Source organism: Niabella aurantiaca DSM 17617 (assembly GCF_000374125.1).
Lineage (GTDB): Bacteria > Bacteroidota > Bacteroidia > Chitinophagales > Chitinophagaceae > Niabella > Niabella aurantiaca.
In genome coordinates this window covers 1-16,936 of sequence record NZ_KB893648.1, presented here as the reverse complement: position 1 = coordinate 16,936, position 16,936 = coordinate 1, and the positions used below count along the sequence as shown (strand labels likewise).

The following is a 16,936-nucleotide window of genomic DNA, read 5'->3' as shown; positions in this document are numbered from 1 at the left end:
TTTACTGAATGTCAATGTTGGATACCACCAGGCCTTTTGCATTTTTTAGCAAGAGCCGTACGGTGTAGTGCCCGGCATTGATCATGCTTCCCGTATTTACCGTTGCCAGATTCCATTTGCCGGACCGGGTAAATTTAAGGGGAATCTGCTGTTCCACCATCCTGTTGCCTCCTGCATCCGTCAGCACCAGGGTCGCTTCGCGCTGAAGCTCCGAAGGGTCATAATACTTCAGCGTGATGTTGTAAATATCTGCAACACCGGTTTTTACAGGCCATTGGATAAAGGTTTCCGCATCCGTTTGCACTACCGACCGCGGCGCTCCTGCAAATACTTCCGTTACAATGCCGGAGCCATATGCTGCTTTATCCGTTTTATACGATGTTACCGGCTTCAGATCAAAAGCAGGCTGCATATTGACAGAAGGGGTAACGGCCACCAATATATCTTCCGCGTGTTGCAGGAATACAACAGCCTTTGCAGGAAAACGTTTTTTATATACCGGGTAGCCCCTGCCTCCCGCCTCATCCGTAAGCATTTCGGTACCGATGACTTCAAAGTTCTTTAACTGCGCTGCATCAGCACCTGCTGCCACCGCAACATATACATCAGATGCCTGCTGTACCCGGAAGGATAGCGCTGCACCCATTTTTCGGCGTGTGCGGATCCAGTCTGCTCCAAACAGCTCCGGGGGCAGCTGACCGATCTGAACCGTTTCACCGGTAAAGGGCTGCATACCAATATCCAGCCAGGACTGCAGCGTGGCATTTTTTGCAGCAAGTGCCGTTACATTTTCAAATGCGGGTGCTGCCCGGACGGCTTCTTTCTTTGCCGCTACAGCGATGGCAGAGACCAGTGCCTGACCGGCTGCGGAGCGGGGAAAAGAGATCGCCAGTTGTCCGCCCCGCACTGTAACCGGTATCGTTTTTTTCAGGGCCCTGTTGGTACCCGCTTCCTTCCATATGTCCAGATTAACCAGTACGGTTCTTTGATTCAACGCCACATCAAAGAGGCGCATGCCGGCCGCATCCAGACCACCGCCGATGCCCAGCCAGGGTTCCATAAAATACAGCTCCACCTGGTAGTCGCCATCGGGCAGCGGAAACCTATAGCGCAGCTCCTGTTTTCCATAACGGAAGGTCTGGAACAGCGGCCAGTCGCGGGTTCCCCTGACGGGAGCAAAGGTCCGGCGCTGACTGGCAAAAAAAGAAGGGATGCCCGGGAAACGATCTGCCCACGAAGAAGATCCCCAGAAATGCTGTTGGGATCTATGATCTAAACGTTGCAGTCCGGTATCCGGTGGCAACGCCCTGTCTGCCTGCCAGGTATTGCCATAAATGTCCTTATAATCCGGGCCGCCGCAGTTTACGCGGTATATATAATGATACCCGGTAACCGGCTTTGTTATATCCCCGGCATTCTTATACAGCCGGGCAAAATGGGGCGCCTGCGGCAAATGATGCAGTACGATGGTGTCCCGTGCAACCGGTTGGCCATTTATAAACCCAACCGCGTACAGGACATTGTATCGGATGTTGACATGATCCCATTGAAAATGAACGCCCCGCCCCTTGTTTTTTTTCCGGCCCAAAGAAGAAGCCTCTACGTCATTAAACAGTTCCACCTCATCACAATTGGAGTACACGGCTATGGAATCCCTGATACCCGGCGACCGCCACCGGCCGGGCCAGGTATGCGAAGCAATATATACCATCGGGTCCGTTTTCCCGGGGCTATAGTTAGCACGGTACATATAGTACACGTCTGTTGGCTCTTCCCAGGACGTAAGCATTCCCTTGTAATTTACGGGTCCAATGCGATCAAGGCCGCGATCACCTTCGCCACCCTGTACACGGCCCGGATTATCATGCGAGGCCAGCAGCCAGAAAAAATGCCCGGCAACACTGTCTTTCACCTGCTCTGCCAACCGCAGTTTCTTTTCCATCAGCAGGGTCATCCGGTCTTCGCTGTAGGGTCCATGCTGTGCAAAGCCGCCCTCTGTATGCAAGTCGATCGTACGCCAGGCGCCATATTCCCCCACCAGCACCTGTTTTTTTAAATCCTGATCATAGGCATCCGGATCACCGCCATAAGTGCCGGTCCAGTTTTGCGGCACATCCCAATCGGCGCCTTTACCGCCGTTACAGGTGGTCACCAGCCGCTGTTGCGAGGTCGTAGGATCCAGGCTGCGGATCAGCTCTGTACACTCCTTTGTAAAATCTTCCGGTAATTTGCTTTCATTCTGGATCCCCCACAGGATCAGCGACGGGTCATTGCGCCGCTCGATCACCCACTCCCGCAGCAGTGTTTTAAACTGTTTCCGGAAGGCCGGTGTATCATACCAGATATGTGCCGATAGCTGCGTCCACCATAAAATACCTTTTTGGTTGAACAGCTTTCCATACAGCAGGTTGTGCGGCTGATGGGCATCGCGGAATGCATTGAAGCCGGCAGCCTGCAGCCATTTCACCCTGGAAATGATCTCTTCCTGCGAAAAAGCATGACTTTGTCCCAGTTGGTGCTCATACCCCGCAACGCCATTGATCAGCAGGGGTTGTCCGTTTAGCAGGAAACGGTGCGCATGCGGATCCCACCGGAGGGTACGGAAACCAAAATCAGTTACGACCCGGTCAACAATCATGGCGCCCTTTTTAATTATTGTTTCCAGCTGATAGAGATAGGGATCTTTTACCGACCACAGCCTGGGAGCCGCTATTTTGATCTCCGGCTGCGCGATCACTGAGGAGTCCCCGGGTTTTAGATAAACGGTTTGCTCCGATTGGGCCACCACGCGGTTGCTGTGATCCTTTAAACGGGAAACCAGCAGCAATGACCCCTTTTTTCCGCGGTCATTTTTGACGGTTGCCCTTACAAACAGACGGGCGTTGTTTTTTGTGATCTCCGCCCAGGCATGTACGCCAAACGCAGGAATATGAACCGGGTTCGTAGTGATCAGCCGCACAGGGCGAAAAATACCCATAGGCTGCGAGCCTTCCGAAAAGCCCCGTTCCTCACTACAGCCGCCACATACCCAGGGCAGGTCCTGTATCCCCGCAGGATGCGCGGCCAGCACCGAAAGGTCATTATCGTTGCCGCTGTGCACCCTATCCGTTACCTCTATCGTAAATGAAGTGCGGCCACCGGCATGCGCGCCAGCTCTTTTACCGTTCACCCACACCGTGGCATAAGAACTGACGCCTTCAAAAAAAAGAAAATACCGCCTGCCGGCCCGTTTATGAACCGTAAACTTTTTTTTATACCAGGCATTGCCGTGCAGGTTGCCATGCAGCAGTCGCCGGTACCCATAATAATCATCCCAGTTGTGCGGAACGGTCACCGGCTTCCAGCCTGCCGTGTTATACTCCGGCTGTTCAAACCCTTTATACCGCTGCTCCGGCAGATCCCCGGCCACCGTTACCCACTGCTCATTGAGGGAAACCGTATCGCGCACCTGCTGCGCCCGGAGCTGGCAGCCCAGCAATAATATTCCGATCATTAAACCGCACCCCTGTTTTGCAGGTCTTCCGTATAAAAAAGAACGCATGGAGGTATATGCGCTCCTGCGCCGTGTTGCCTTTGATACCCACCCTGTAAAAAAAATCCGGATTGCTGCAATCGCTTTCATACACTACTCCTTGAGAAAGCTAAAGTTTAGGTATTTTCTTTACGAACGGCTGCAAAAAAACACTAAAATGATGCAGGATCTTGCTACCGGGATCAGTTGGTTTAGAGTAAGGACGGGGTTCTGCAGGATCGTACCCTGTCCGTCATACTCTAACAATGAATCATATGTGACCTTGTTATCGCGAGCCGGTAAAGGTGTTTATACGTTCTTTAGTTCCTTTTGATTCTTCCGGGATCATTCAACAGCTCTTTTCCCTCTTTGAATACAGTTAACAATACTTCAGGTGTTTCGCTGGTTCCCAGCCGGTTAATAGTAACTACATACCGGTGCTGACCGTTTGTAAAAGTGATCGTATGATTTCCTCCGGATCCCTGTGCTTCGAAAATACCGTTATACAGCACCAGGTCCGGCTCTTTATTACCGCGCTTCCGGCTCCAGGATGCATAGCGCAACCGATCTCCTGCCAGCTCATCGATCCGGATCCGGAAGCGTTCCGTAGTAATGTTATACAGGGGTTTAACAAACCCCTGCAAGGAAGGAGGAAGCTTTTTCTTATCTTTTTGAATTGCTTTTTCCTGTAACTTCTTTTCCTTTTCCGACTGATGGTTAATGGCTATTATCTTGCCTGCATCATCCATCCAAAGCACGCCATTATCCAACATGAGACCTCTCCAGCCCATTGCCTTCCAGTTCTCCGTCTTTGACCGGGCGATCTGCCGCAGCAATACCGGGTCAAATATCGTGTCAAAACGCATCAGCATCTCGTCGTTGCTTTTTATATCTTCCAGGGGATAGGTCCTTTTTAAGGGATACGCTACGAGGGATGCGATCTGCTGCTTATTACCGGCTTTGGCGGCCCGGATCAATTTATTTACATCATCTTGCTGCGTATTGGTCAACATGCCTGTTTGCGCATGCAGCGCCTGCTGCATGATCATAAACAGCGACAAAAGAATGGCCCCGGTCTTCATAGGTGTAAGATAAAAAATAAAACGCAACCACAAGCCGGGGAAAAGCAGCATCCCACTTGTTACAACGGAATCATCCCGGTTTCATGGTGTATTCCGGCCCCTCAAAACCCAAAAATATCATCCCGCATGGATAGCAATACAAAAAAATCAGCTAAATTTGAGAGGCCCTTCAGTATTCGTATGATCCCTTTTCTCAACCTGTAAAACAGTAAACATGGATCCCATCAAAAAAGAAGATATCCGCCAGGAAGTATTTGATCTGTACGATGACTACGCACACAACCGTATCAACCGGCGCAGCTTTGTGCAAAAGCTTTCGACCTATGCGATTGGCGGACTTACCGTTCCGGCGCTCATGAGCTTTTTAATGCCGGACTATGCAAGCACCGCTCAGGTAACACCGGAGGATACCAGGGTAAAAACAAAATATATTCATTATGAGTCTCCCAAAGGTGGTAGCTCCATTAAAGCGCTGATCGCCTGGCCGGAAGGCCTGAAAAAGAAAACCGGCGGCATCGTGGTGGTGCATGAAAACCGTGGCCTCAACCCTTACATAGAAGACGTTGCCCGAAGGGCCGCCCTGGAAGGATTCATTGCGCTTGCACCCGATGCGCTGACACCGCTTGGGGGCTACCCGGGCAACGATGACGAAGGCCGTACCCTGCAGGCAAAGCGCGATAAAAACGAAATGCTGGAAGACTTTATTGCAGCAGCTGAGTATCTTAAGACCTACCCGGACTGCAACGGAAAAACAGGCGTAGTGGGCTTTTGCTTTGGCGGATGGATCGCTAATATGATGGCAGTGCGGATGCCCGGCCTGTCAGCCGCAGTTCCTTTCTACGGCACACAGCCAGCTGATGCGGACGTACCAAAAATACAAGCCCCGCTGCAACTGCACTATGCTGCGCTGGATACCCGTGTTAATGAAGGCTGGCCTGCTTATGAAGCTGCGCTGAAAAGCAATCATAAAAAATACACGGCTTATATCTATGCCAATGCCAACCATGGCTTTCATAACAATACCACACCGCGTTATGACAAGAATGCTGCAATGCTTGCCTGGAAACGTACCATTGATTTTTTTAGAACACAGCTACAATAAATAGCCGTGCCCCGGGCGAGCCGATGCGGCAGTTATTTGTGCCGGTCGCCTTTTTTCTTGTAATATTTCTTCCCGGGGCCGTTGGGGCGGTTTTGCCGCACGGGGTTATACGCAGGCTGTTTGCCCAGGTGATCCGGGATCGTTATTTTGTCCACTTCCCGTCCGATCAGTCTTTCAATTGCCTGGAATTTACGCTGGTCCTTCTGGTTTACCAGGGTAAAAGCACTGCCTTCAGCTTCCGCACGGGCGGTGCGGCCAATGCGGTGCACATAATCTTCTCCTGCCCGTGGCACATCAAAATTGATGATCAGGTCGATATGATCGATATCAATCCCCCGGCTCAGGATATCGGTGGCTACCAGCACCGGCAAGCGGCCGCTTTTATATTGAATCAGTACATCATCCCGCTGCACCTGCTCGAGGTCGCTATGTATTTCACCCGCCTTGATGCCTTTTCGCCGCAGGTCGCGGGTAAGTTGTTTTACATTGAGCTTACTGCTGCAAAAGATCAGTACCGCTTTATATTTTTTTGCGGCCAGCAGGTGCTGGATCAGCGGGATCTTTTGCTCGTCATAAACCATAAAGGCCTGCTGCACGATCTTTGCCGGGGGCTTGCTCATGGCAATGCTCACTTCAACCGGGCTGTGCAAAATGGTCTGCGCCATTTTTTTTATTTCGGGCGGCATGGTAGCAGAAAACAGGAGGTTCTGGCGCTTTTGGGGAAGATGGTTCGCAATGAACATGATATCACCATAAAATCCCATATCCAGCATCCGGTCGGCCTCATCCAGCACCAGGCATTGCAAACGGTCCAGTTTTACATAGCCCATTTTCATATGCGCCATCATTTTGCCAGGGGTACAGATCACAATATCCGCACCGGCAGTAAGCGCCCTTTTTTCCTGTATGAAATTGTTGCCATCGCCGCCGCCATATACCGCAACGGAGCTGACGTCTGTAAAATAAGAAAGACCATCCAGGTGTTGTGCGATCTGTACCGCCAGCTCCCGGGTGGGTACGATCACGATCGCCTTAATACCATCCGTACCGGCGGCAGGGCCGGTAAGCAACCGGTTGATCAGCGGCAGCAAAAAGGCTGCAGTCTTACCGGTACCCGTTTGTGCAAAGGCCAATACGTCCTTCCCCTCCAGTATATGGGGGATCACCTGTTCCTGTACCGGGGTTGCCTGTTGGTAATTAGAGGCGTCAATGCCTTCCATCAGGCGCTCATCAAATCCGAATTCTGTAAACTTCACTTACTTGCAGATTAAAAAATTAAGCTGCAAAGATACTTGCTTTGGGTGTGTTTTTTGTCGCCTGACTATATTTCTTCTTTTACACCCATAAGCCAGCCTGTTTACCGTTGTCTTCCGCAGTAATAAAAGGTCATCCACTATAGCGGGTTTTAAACCGACGGGCAATTTTTCGTTTTAGTCATCAAACAGGTAAAGAGTCGGTATGCTGCCAATCGCCGAAACGAGCGGGCGGGGCCTTCCACCGGCAGCTTTACGCACAGGAGCCAGCCCTTTTTATAAGATTAAGACAGCTGATCGTTCCATACTGCTATTTGCTTTTGAAAAAGGAGGCTGCATTCAGGTAAAAGATCTTTTCCTTTTGTTTTCCGGAAAGAAAGGCTAACCGTTCTACCGCCTCAATAGACGTACTGATGTCTGCATTGTCCGACCCAAACAACAGCCGGTCTTCCAGGCCCGCATCGATAAAGGAGCGCATGATTGTCCTGAACTCTTTTTCCGGAACGATTCCGGGGTTGTTCAATACAGAAATGTCCGTATAAACCCCGGGGTGCGTCTTCATTATTTCAATACACTCTTTTATATAGGGACCTCCGCCATGCATCAGCCATACCTTTAGTTCCGGAAACCGCTGCAGCGTTTCTTTTAGCAGGGCGGGATTCCCCATATCCTCTTTAAAGCCGGGGCAGCCGTGATCGGGTCCGGCGGAGCCCGTATGTATCCCTACCGGCAGGCCATACTGTACTGCCAATGCATAAAAAGGATACATAAGCGTGTCCGACATGGAAATACCCTGATACTGCGTTAATACTTCTCCGATAAAGTCGATGCGCCCGGCTTTGATCTGCCGTTCTACCCAAGCCACACTTGGCCATTCCCGCCCGTCCTCAAAACAAGGTTGTCTGCTATAGGGTACTCTTCCACCGGGACAGGGCAGCAACAAACCGTGCAATACGTTTATCTGTGGACCGCTCTGATAGGCTTGCTGCTGGGGCCACGACGTACTGATAGCAATGGCATGCACATCATTAGCCGTAAGGGCATCAAGTTGTTGCCCGGGAACTGCTGCTCCATGCAGGTGCACATCAAAAACTTTTCGCCTGTCATTGCGTTCCTGACATGAAGAAAGAAAAATTATAATGGCAATAAGCGATCGTTTTATCATGATGTTGTGGATTTAGTAGTTTGTCCGAGAAGCTGTTGCGTTTCATGCGAAACAGAGATAGCTGGCAACCGGGTTTAACCAGATCCGGCTGCATAAAGCATTTCATACAGCCATTTTGATCCGGATCTCCAGGAGGGTGAATCGTAAGCCAATTGCTCCAGCGTCTGCTCTGCAATAATAAAAACGCCCATCCGCCGGAGAACGGGATGTATGGCCCCATATTTATAATATTCCCAGATCCACGCTATCAGAATCAGGCTGTAAGGCAGCACTAATGCAAACCAATATTCCGGATGGGGCACATGGGGAAAATAATGCCGGAAGCGGAACCATGCCGGCCAAAGTACAACAATGGTTGCCAGTAATAGATAACGTTTATGATATGGCCCCCGCTCCCGGTTCATGATGCCTGCACCAACAAGTACCATGAACAAAACGGCGCCGGTGATCACCCCCGGCAAATCGTTATAATCTGATGGGGCTATTCCGTTTGCCAACTGTTTATCAACCGTATAACGCCCAACAAAAAACAAGGTAACAAACACGCCTGCCGCAATGCCAATGCCCGCAAGGCCCAATTGTTTATGAAGCGTATAGCGCCGCTGGTGGATACATACATTTTGAACAAAAAACAGGATGATCCAGGCAAAAGCGAACACCCCATGTATGTGCACCGCAGCCGGTGCTTTAAAATTGCCGGTTGACAGAGGCAAAAAGAATGTTTTTGCAAAACCAATAAATGCAGCCAGCACCCCGATTATGGAGATTATAAAAAAATAGGAGGGGCTTTTTTTCAATGCTGTATCCATATTATGATCTTGCAATATAGAAGCCGGCGCACATTCATCCTTTTATCATTGCTTTTAAAAATTTCTGCACCATCTCCGATCTTCCAACAGGTTCCAAAAAAAAGTTGAACACATTTACGATCACTGCCAGCCAGGTGGCGGGATGTTTTAGTTTTTGATATCTCCACGCTCCCAACAGCAACATGCTCAGTATGATCCCCTCCGAAATATAAAGAGATGGCATGATCTCGACGTTTGGCCATTTACTGCTTTGAATGGCCACATGCACATTCTGCACCCCACGCCCCAATGCCGGCATCATAATGATGAATACGGTAGATACCAGCCACCACGCGTGATGTTCCAATTGCCGGCGATGAAGGATGCTTTTGATAACAGCAAAACCGAAAGCGATGATCATTACTATTTCAACGGCCGCTACACCAAAGAAAAACCAGGGTTGAAAGGGTCCGAACTGCTCTGGCGCCATCCGGGCCTTTTCGGTAGTGGCAATGTCCCGGTGCATCATGCTAAATGCGGTTAAGCATACACCGCCGGCAATGAACATTCCGATGATGCCGTTGGTCCTGTGCTTCGCCAGCTGCCCATGGGTGGCGTAGTACGGCTGAATGATCAGGTACAGGTACCAGACCGTGCCCGTCCAGTAATGCACATGTACCGCCCAGGCATTCTCTGAAAAGTCGCCCCAGTAATCTCTGAAAATGCCGAATTGCATAAATAGCAGGGGAAGGATCATCCAGCGATACAGATTTGTATACTTGTCCATAAGCAGTTGGTTTTATAAACCCCGTTTTCATAACGCTTCCGGTTCACTAACCATTTATGATCCCTTTTAATTTCTCCATGGCGGATTGAAGGTATAAGGCCGGCCATCGGTTATAACCATCTCATTTATTTTGTATACCGCAAAAAAGACAAACAACAATAATCCTATTGAAAAAATAAGCATGGGCCAGTAGCCTCTCTTCCTGGCTACAACAATTTTATCCGGTTGCTCCGGGATATATTTTACGGGGATGGTTTGCCCGATCCGATACCTGTTATACTTTGTTACAAAATTTGCCTCATGATGCTGCCCCGGTATGACACTTTGATAGCGGGTATGCACCCGGTCCGTTGCCGGGCCCCGCTGGTACCGGGTTGTATGAATATGTATAACAACGCCCGTAGTTGAAATCCCCTCTTTTCTTATCCTTTCCTCCAATCGTATAAAGCGGATCGTCTTCCACAGCGGAAGCGTCGCAATTAAAATCATGATGATATACAGAATAGTCATGGTCCTGTCTTCTTTTTATTATTCCGGCATCTTATACGAAAGTGAATGCTCATTCAGACCGATTACTTCCATTCATTCAAATGCATTGCGTACGATCGCTATCTGCTGCTTATCGCCTATTGAACAACTGATTGATTTCATTTTTTAGTCTTGCTTTATGGATCGGATGGGTCCGGCAATCTGCGGACGGCATTTCACATTTTCCTGAATCCTTCAGCAGTATTGAAGTGCTTTCGCTCCGGAAGAGCTTCCTTCGCGGTTTGCAGAAGCGCGGGCGTCTGACTGCTTTGCGATGCGCGCGCCGCAACCCTGCTAACTGTTTGCCGCCTGCTTATTGCTTTGCATCATCCATCCCTGCCTCCAGTACATTTTTCCAATTGCCGGCAGCGTCCTTTTTCCAGATGGTTACAACAGTGCCCCGCATTATCATTGGATTTCCGGCGCTATCGGGTATGCTGATCTCATTTCGTTCAACGAGGTACCCCATATCGCCACTGGCGGATACAGATACACTTTCCGGCTCCCAGCTGATTTTGAAACCGGGAATCTTCAAACTTTCTTCCACCATCTTTCGTATTTCGGCTTTCCCTTTCAGGCGTTTTCCCTCGTGGTTATCAAAAAACTCAGCATCATCAGCCCAATAGCTCATGATCTTTTCAATATCATTCCCGGCAACGGTCTTTGACCAATCACGGCTGACCTGCATCAGTTTTTCACCTTCGGCTTTTGTATCGATTGGTTGTGGTTGATTGCAGCTCATTAATAAAATGAACACTGCAAGAAATGGAACTGTTCTTTTCATTTGTCGGATTTTTTATTTGCTCTATAAAATGGAATGTCCCGTTCTTTATCTTGCAAACCGGAAAGACAGCAGTTATAAGCGATTATAAATATAGCCACAACGTTTATTTTATAACATCGCTAATTCCGGCTATATCCGTAATGGGAGGGAAGAATTGGAAAACGGGATTTTTTCGCCGGCCCTACCGGCTTCCATCGGTGCAGTGGTGTTTATACTTTCGGTCCCTCATGATCTTTGGATGATTCACGGCGTTTAATTGATGGGGTCAGCAGGTTATCTCCGCGTAGTGGCCGGGGATCTGCTCCAGGTATGCGGGTTACAAACACAAGTGGCATGCGCGGACCCGCAGGCATAAAAAAACCCTCCAGTAAAACTGAAGGGTTCAATAAGAATGGCAGCTACCTACTCTCCCGCATTGTGGTGCAGTACCATCGGCCATAAGGGGCTTAACTTCTCTGTTCGGTATGGGAAGAGGTGAACACCCTTGGTATAACCACCATAAAAAATTAAAAATGTAAAACACTAAACTAAAAATGCAGCACTAAAATGTCTAACATCTATCGTCTAATATCTAACATCTAATAAGATTAACATATTGGAAAAAACTGTCAGAAGAGATCTAATAAAAAAATTAAAGCTTACGGGCAATTAGTACTACTCGGCTTTGATGTTACCACCTTTACACCTGTAGCCTATCAACGTCATAGTCTCTGACGGCCCTTAAAAGTAAACTCATCTTGAGGCAGGTTTCACGCTTAGATGCTTTCAGCGTTTATCCTGTCCGTGCTTAGCTACTCTGCATTGCACCTGGCGGCACAACAGATACACCAGCGGCACGTACGACCCGGTCCTCTCGTACTAAGGTCATGTCCTCGCAATTTACTAACGCCCACCACAGATAGGGACCGAACTGTCTTGCGACGTTCTGAACCCAGTTCACGTGCCACTTTAATCGGCGAACAGCCGAACCCTTGGGACCTTCTCCAGCCCCAGGATGTGACGAACCGACATCGAGGTGCCAAACCTCCCCGTCGATATGAGCTCTTGGGGGAGATCAGCCTGTTATCCCCGGAGTACCTTTTATCCTTTGAGCGACGGCCCTTCCATACAGAACCGCCGGATCACTTTAGCCGACTTTCGTCCCTGCTCGGCCTGTTTGCCTCACAGTCAAGCTCCCTTTTACTAATGCGCTCTGCGTACGATTACCAACCGTACTGAGGGAACCTTTGCAAGCCTCCGTTACTCTTTAGGAGGCGACCACCCCAGTCAAACTACCCACCATGCACTGTGTCCCGCTAGGGATTAGATTCTAAATCAAAGAAGGTTGGTATTTCAACGACCGCTCCACCCTACCTGGCGGCAAAGCTTCATAGCGTCCCAACTATACTACACATCCGTAATTCAAAATCAATGCAAAGTTGTAGTGAAGGTTCACGGGGTCTTTCCGTCCCGTGGCGGGTAACCGGCATCTTCACCGATACTACAATTTCACCGGGCTCGTGGAGGAGACAGCGTTCAACTCATTAGACCATTCGTGCAGGTCGGAACTTACCCGACAAGGAATTTCGCTACCTTAGGACCGTTATAGTTACGGCCGCCGTTTACTGGGGCTTCAGTCAGAAGCTTTGGATTACTCCGAACATCCTTCCTTAACCTTCCAGCACCGGGCAGGTATCAGGCTCTATACGTCATCTTTCGATTTTGCAGGGCCCTATGTTTTTGTTAAACAGTTGGTTGAACCATTTTACTGAGACCACATCGCTGTGGTATGCTTTATCCCGAAGTTACAGCATCAATTTGCCTAGTTCCTTCTCCACGGCTCACCCGAGCGCCTTAGAATACTCATCCCGTCTACCTGTGTCGGTTTGCGGTACCGGCTGCTATACTCGCTTTTCTTGGAAGCACTCTCACTGCTGCGCTTCACCCGAAGGTTCCACTCGTCTAATCCGTCAGACTAGGCAGCTAACATGCTCCGTCACTTTTATTGTATAGCAGGCGCAGGAATATTAACCTGCTTTCCATCGTCTACCCCTTTCGGGTTTGACTAAGGACCGGGCTAACCCTGATCCGATTAACGTTGATCAGGAACCCTTAGACTTTCGGCGATAAGGTTTTTCACCTTATTTATCGTTACTTATGCCTACATTTTCTTTTGAAACCGCTCCAGCATACGTCGCCGTACACCTTCGATGCCGTTTCAATGCTCCCCTACCGATCAGCCCTCAAAGGGCGATCATAGAGCTTCGGTTCATGGTTTAATACCCGATTATTTTCCGCGCAGAGTCTCTCGACCAGTGAGCTGTTACGCACTCTTTAAATGAATTGCTGCTTCCAAGCAAACATCCTGGCTGTTATAGAAACTCTACATCGTTTGTCTAACTTAACCATGTATTGGGGACCTTAGCTGCTATTCTGGGTTATTTCCCTCTCGGCCATGGACCTTAGCGCCCACAGCCTCACTCCCGGAGATATGTACTAGCATTCGGAGTTTGTCAGGGTTTGGTAGGCGGTGAAGCCCCCTAGCCCAATCAGTAGCTCTACCTCTAGTACACTTCTAAAATCCGAGGCTGTTCCTAAAAACATTTCGGGGAGAACGAGCTATCTCTCAGTTTGATTGGCCTTTCACCCCTATCCACAGGTCATCCCAAGACTTTTCAACGTCAACGGGTTCGGTCCTCCAGTGTGTGTTACCACACCTTCAACCTGCCCATGGATAGATCACAAAGTTTCGCGTCTACCCCCACTGACTAAGCGCCCTGTTCGGACTCGCTTTCGCTACGGCTCCGTTTTCAAAAACTTAACCTCGCCAGTGAGGAGTAACTCGTAGGCTCATTATGCAAAAGGCACGCCGTCACACCATAAAGATGCTCCGACCGCTTGTAGGCGTACGGTTTCAGGTACTATTTCACTCCCTTATTCAGGGTGCTTTTCACCTTTCCCTTACGGTACTGGTTCACTATCGGTGTCTGAGGAGTATTTAGCCTTACCAGATGGTGCTGGCAGATTCAAGCAGGATTCCTCCGGTCCCGCCCTACTCAGGATACTACACGTCCACGTTAATTTCCGCTTACGGGGCTATCACCCGCTTTGGCTTAACTTTCCAGAAAATTCTGCTTGATAACGCTTTCTAAAAGTAGTCCTACAACCCCAGCTCCGCACGCGAAGCTGGTTTAGGCTCTTCCCTGTTCGCTCGCCACTACTTAGGGAATCATTGTCTTATTTTCTTTTCCTCCGGGTACTTAGATGTTTCAGTTCTCCGGGTTGGCTCTCTTTCGAGTAATATACCTTCAGTATATTAGGTTGTCCCATTCGGAAATCCAGGGATTTAATACTTGTGTGCAGTTCCCCCTGGCTTATCGCAGCTTACCACGTCCTTCATCGCCTCTCAGACCCTAGGCATCCACCATACGCCCTTAATTGCTTTAAAAAAGTTCGTAAACTTCTTTAATGAGGCCAAGCTCCCGCTTGGACTTATTTTTTAGTTTAATTGTAGATTGTTACCCGACCACATTTCTTCAGACCAACCATAATAATTATAGTGTGATGTTTCAAAAATTGTGATCGAACCCGACTCGCGTCGGGCTGTTAGGTACTCTCCTAACAGTTTATTTTTTTCCAATATGTCAAAGAACTTGGTCTTCATGAAAATCTGAAACTACACAACCTAAATCATATACCTCAAACCTCATTCGACTTTTGCAGATAAAATGGTTTCGAACCATCGGAGCCTCTCAGGCTTTATCTCATCTTAAAAGAACTCTTTTTTTTCAAATCCTCAAATTATTCATCCTCAAATTTGACTTGTGGAGGATATCGGAGTCGAACCGATGACCCTCTGCGTGCAAGGCAGATGCTCTAGCCAACTGAGCTAACCCCCCATCTAAAGGCTGATAGCTATCAGCTTGTAAAGTAGACCCGACCAGATTTGAACTGGTGACCCCTACATTATCAGTGTAGTGCTCTAACCAGGCTGAGCTACGGATCTCTATACCCCAAACCCCTAAAGGGGCCTCGAGATGATTGCCTCCGTTAACCCTCGGGCTTGTCTTTTATTTAAAAGAACGCTAAATAAATTTGAAAGAATAGGAAACAACAGCACGGTAAATCTGGGGTTGAAAATATTCAACCCGTACATAGCTCTAAAAAGGAGGTATTCCAGCCGCACCTTCCGATACGGCTACCTTGTTACGACTTAGCCCCAATTACCAGTTTTACCCTAGGCAGCTCCTTGCGGTTACCGACTTCAGGTACACCCGGCTTTCATGGCTTGACGGGCGGTGTGTGCAAGGTCCGGGAACGTATTCACCGTATCATTGCTGATATACGATTACTAGCGATTCCAGCTTCACGCAGTCGAGTTGCAGACTGCGATCCGAACTGAGAAGAGGTTTTTGGGATTAGCTTCATATCGCTATGTCGCAACCCTTTGTCCTCCCCATTGTAGCACGTGTGTAGCCCTGGGCATAAAGGCCATGATGACTTGACATCATCCCCTCCTTCCTCGCGTCTTACGACGGCAGTTTCACTAGAGTTCCCAGCGTTACCTGATGGCAACTAGTGATGGGGGTTGCGCTCGTTGCGGGACTTAACCCAACACCTCACGGCACGAGCTGACGACAGCCATGCAGCACCTTGCTTTGTGTCTATTGCTAGAAAAACCACTTTCATGGTTCGGCACTCGCATTCTAGCCCAGGTAAGGTTCCTCGCGTATCATCGAATTAAACCACATGCTCCACCGCTTGTGCGGACCCCCGCCAATTCCTTTGAGTTTCAATCTTGCGATCGTACTTCCCAGGTGGGATACTTAATGCTTTCGCTCAGACACTTATTGTGTATCACAAATGTCGAGTATCCATAGTTTAGGGCGTGGACTACCAGGGTATCTAATCCTGTTTGATCCCCACGCTTTCGAGCCTCAGTGTCAATATATGTGTAGCCAGCTGCCTTCGCAATTGGTGTTCTATGTCATATCTATGCATTTCACCGCTACATGACATATTCCGCTAACCTCCACAATATTCAAGACCAATAGTATCAATGGCAGTTTCCAAGTTAAGCTCGGAGATTTCACCACTGACTTACTAGCCCACCTACGCTCCCTTTAAACCCAGTAAATCCGGATAACGCTTGCACCCTCCGTATTACCGCGGCTGCTGGCACGGAGTTAGCCGGTGCTTATTCATCTGGTACCGTCAGACGAGAAAGAATTCCCTTTTTTCGTCCCAGATAAAAGAAGTTTACAATCCAGAGGACCTTCATCCTCCACGCGGCATGGCTGGTTCAGAGTTGCCTCCATTGACCAATATTCCTTACTGCTGCCTCCCGTAGGAGTCGGGCCCGTGTCTCAGTGCCCGTGTGACTGGTCGTGCTCTCACACCAGTTAATGATCGTTGGCTTGGTGGGCCGTTACCCCTCCAACTACCTAATCATACGCACACCCGTCTTCTAGCGCATCACTGCTATAATATCAAAGAGATGCCTCTTCAACATCTTACGGAGAATTAATCCAAGTTTCCCTGGGCTATGCTCCACTAAAAGGAAGGTTGTGTACGTGTTCCTCACCCGTTTGCCGGTCTCAAGAAGTGCAAGCACCTCTCTACCCCACGACTTGCATGTATTAAGCCTGCCGCTAGCGTTCATCCTGAGCCAGGATCAAACTCTCCGTTGTAAATGAGTTTGACTACTGACTATTAAAAATTCTCAAGAGAAAAATTAACGTGTCAAAAATCTAAATGTTATTTGCTTTTTGACTTACCTTTCGTTGTCACAATTGAATGTGACTGAATTGTGCTATTGCTTCCAAACTTTCAAAGATCTTACCACTTCCATCACCCCCTAAAAGAATGACTTCCGTGACCTTGTAAATACCGCCGGATTTGAACCAGCTGCGCGCCTCTACGCTGTACCTCCTAAAAGAACTCCATCCCCGCATCAA

General features: G+C 48.9%; 9 protein-coding genes, 2 tRNA genes and 3 rRNA genes. 1 reads left to right on the top strand and 13 read right to left on the bottom strand.

Features of this window, described 5'->3' with window-relative positions; genetic code table 11:
- Window position 1: 1 nt before the first annotated feature.
- Together B160_RS0125885 and B160_RS0125880 are read right to left on the bottom strand one after the other, a co-directional pair.
- On the bottom strand, window positions 2–3,493 hold the full coding sequence (locus B160_RS0125885; RefSeq protein WP_040680542.1) for a glycoside hydrolase family 2: 3,492 nt from the start codon (window positions 3,491–3,493) through the stop codon (window positions 2–4).
- Between the two features lie 338 nt (window positions 3,494–3,831).
- The gene (locus tag B160_RS0125880; RefSeq protein ID WP_157558233.1) at window positions 3,832–4,593 is read right to left on the bottom strand and encodes a hypothetical protein; all 762 of its coding nucleotides are present in this window, start codon (window positions 4,591–4,593) and stop codon (window positions 3,832–3,834) included.
- Window positions 4,594–4,807: 214 nt separating this feature from the next.
- Here B160_RS0125880 and B160_RS0125875 point away from each other — a divergent pair, with 214 nt between their 5' ends.
- On the top strand, window positions 4,808–5,695 hold the full coding sequence (locus tag B160_RS0125875; protein ID WP_018630871.1) for a dienelactone hydrolase family protein: 888 nt from the start codon (window positions 4,808–4,810) through the stop codon (window positions 5,693–5,695).
- Window positions 5,696–5,727: 32 nt separating this feature from the next.
- On the opposite strand, the gene B160_RS0125870 is transcribed toward B160_RS0125875, so the two are convergent.
- The 11 genes from B160_RS0125870 to B160_RS0125820 all read right to left on the bottom strand — a co-directional run bounded on the left by B160_RS0125870 (window position 5,728) and on the right by B160_RS0125820 (window position 16,669).
- The gene (locus tag B160_RS0125870) at window positions 5,728–6,951 is read right to left on the bottom strand and encodes a DEAD/DEAH box helicase (RefSeq protein WP_018630869.1); all 1,224 of its coding nucleotides are present in this window, start codon (window positions 6,949–6,951) and stop codon (window positions 5,728–5,730) included.
- Between the two features lie 307 nt (window positions 6,952–7,258).
- Window positions 7,259–8,113, bottom strand: a complete 855-nt coding sequence (locus B160_RS0125865; RefSeq protein WP_018630868.1) for an amidohydrolase family protein — start codon at window positions 8,111–8,113, stop codon at window positions 7,259–7,261.
- Window positions 8,114–8,187: 74 nt separating this feature from the next.
- Window positions 8,188–8,922 (bottom strand): hypothetical protein, encoded by a 735-nt coding sequence (locus B160_RS0125860; protein WP_040680517.1) that lies wholly within the window; start codon window positions 8,920–8,922, stop codon window positions 8,188–8,190.
- Window positions 8,923–8,956: 34 nt separating this feature from the next.
- Complete coding sequence (locus B160_RS0125855) at window positions 8,957–9,688, bottom strand: hypothetical protein (RefSeq protein ID WP_018630865.1); 732 nt, start codon at window positions 9,686–9,688, stop codon at window positions 8,957–8,959.
- Between the two features lie 66 nt (window positions 9,689–9,754).
- A complete protein-coding gene (locus B160_RS0125850) occupies window positions 9,755–10,198 on the bottom strand; it encodes a DUF3592 domain-containing protein (protein ID WP_018630864.1) in 444 nt (147 codons plus the stop codon).
- A 331-nt stretch (window positions 10,199–10,529) separates the two neighbouring features.
- Window positions 10,530–11,000, bottom strand: coding sequence for a YybH family protein (locus tag B160_RS0125845; RefSeq protein ID WP_018630863.1), 471 nt, complete (start codon window positions 10,998–11,000; stop codon window positions 10,530–10,532).
- A 389-nt stretch (window positions 11,001–11,389) separates the two neighbouring features.
- A 5S ribosomal RNA gene (gene rrf, locus B160_RS0125840) occupies window positions 11,390–11,501 on the bottom strand.
- A 127-nt stretch (window positions 11,502–11,628) separates the two neighbouring features.
- Window positions 11,629–14,427, bottom strand: a 23S ribosomal RNA gene (locus tag B160_RS0125835).
- A gap of 377 nt (window positions 14,428–14,804) precedes the next feature.
- A tRNA-Ala gene (locus B160_RS0125830) sits at window positions 14,805–14,878 on the bottom strand.
- 32 nt (window positions 14,879–14,910) lie between these two features.
- Window positions 14,911–14,985: transfer RNA gene (locus B160_RS0125825), tRNA-Ile, on the bottom strand.
- 158 nt (window positions 14,986–15,143) lie between these two features.
- Window positions 15,144–16,669: ribosomal RNA gene (locus B160_RS0125820) — 16S ribosomal RNA — on the bottom strand.
- The 16S, 23S and 5S rRNA genes sit together here with 2 tRNA genes alongside, the layout of an rRNA operon.
- Between the last annotated feature and the right edge of the window lie 267 nt (window positions 16,670–16,936).

Bases quoted from the DNA above. Each gene is read 5' to 3' on its own strand.
- B160_RS0125875 (WP_018630871.1), top strand. From the start codon at position 4,808: ATGGATCCCATCAAAAAAGAAGATATCCGCCAGGAAGTATTTGATCTG.
- B160_RS0125880 (WP_157558233.1), bottom strand. From the start codon at position 4,593: ATGAAGACCGGGGCCATTCTTTTGTCGCTGTTTATGATCATGCAGCAG.
- B160_RS0125860 (WP_040680517.1), bottom strand. From the start codon at position 8,922: ATGGATACAGCATTGAAAAAAAGCCCCTCCTATTTTTTTATAATCTCC.
- B160_RS0125885 (WP_040680542.1), bottom strand. From the start codon at position 3,493: ATGATCGGAATATTATTGCTGGGCTGCCAGCTCCGGGCGCAGCAGGTG.
- B160_RS0125865 (WP_018630868.1), bottom strand. From the start codon at position 8,113: ATGATAAAACGATCGCTTATTGCCATTATAATTTTTCTTTCTTCATGT.
- B160_RS0125845 (WP_018630863.1), bottom strand. From the start codon at position 11,000: ATGAAAAGAACAGTTCCATTTCTTGCAGTGTTCATTTTATTAATGAGC.
- B160_RS0125855 (WP_018630865.1), bottom strand. From the start codon at position 9,688: ATGGACAAGTATACAAATCTGTATCGCTGGATGATCCTTCCCCTGCTA.
- B160_RS0125850 (WP_018630864.1), bottom strand. From the start codon at position 10,198: ATGACTATTCTGTATATCATCATGATTTTAATTGCGACGCTTCCGCTG.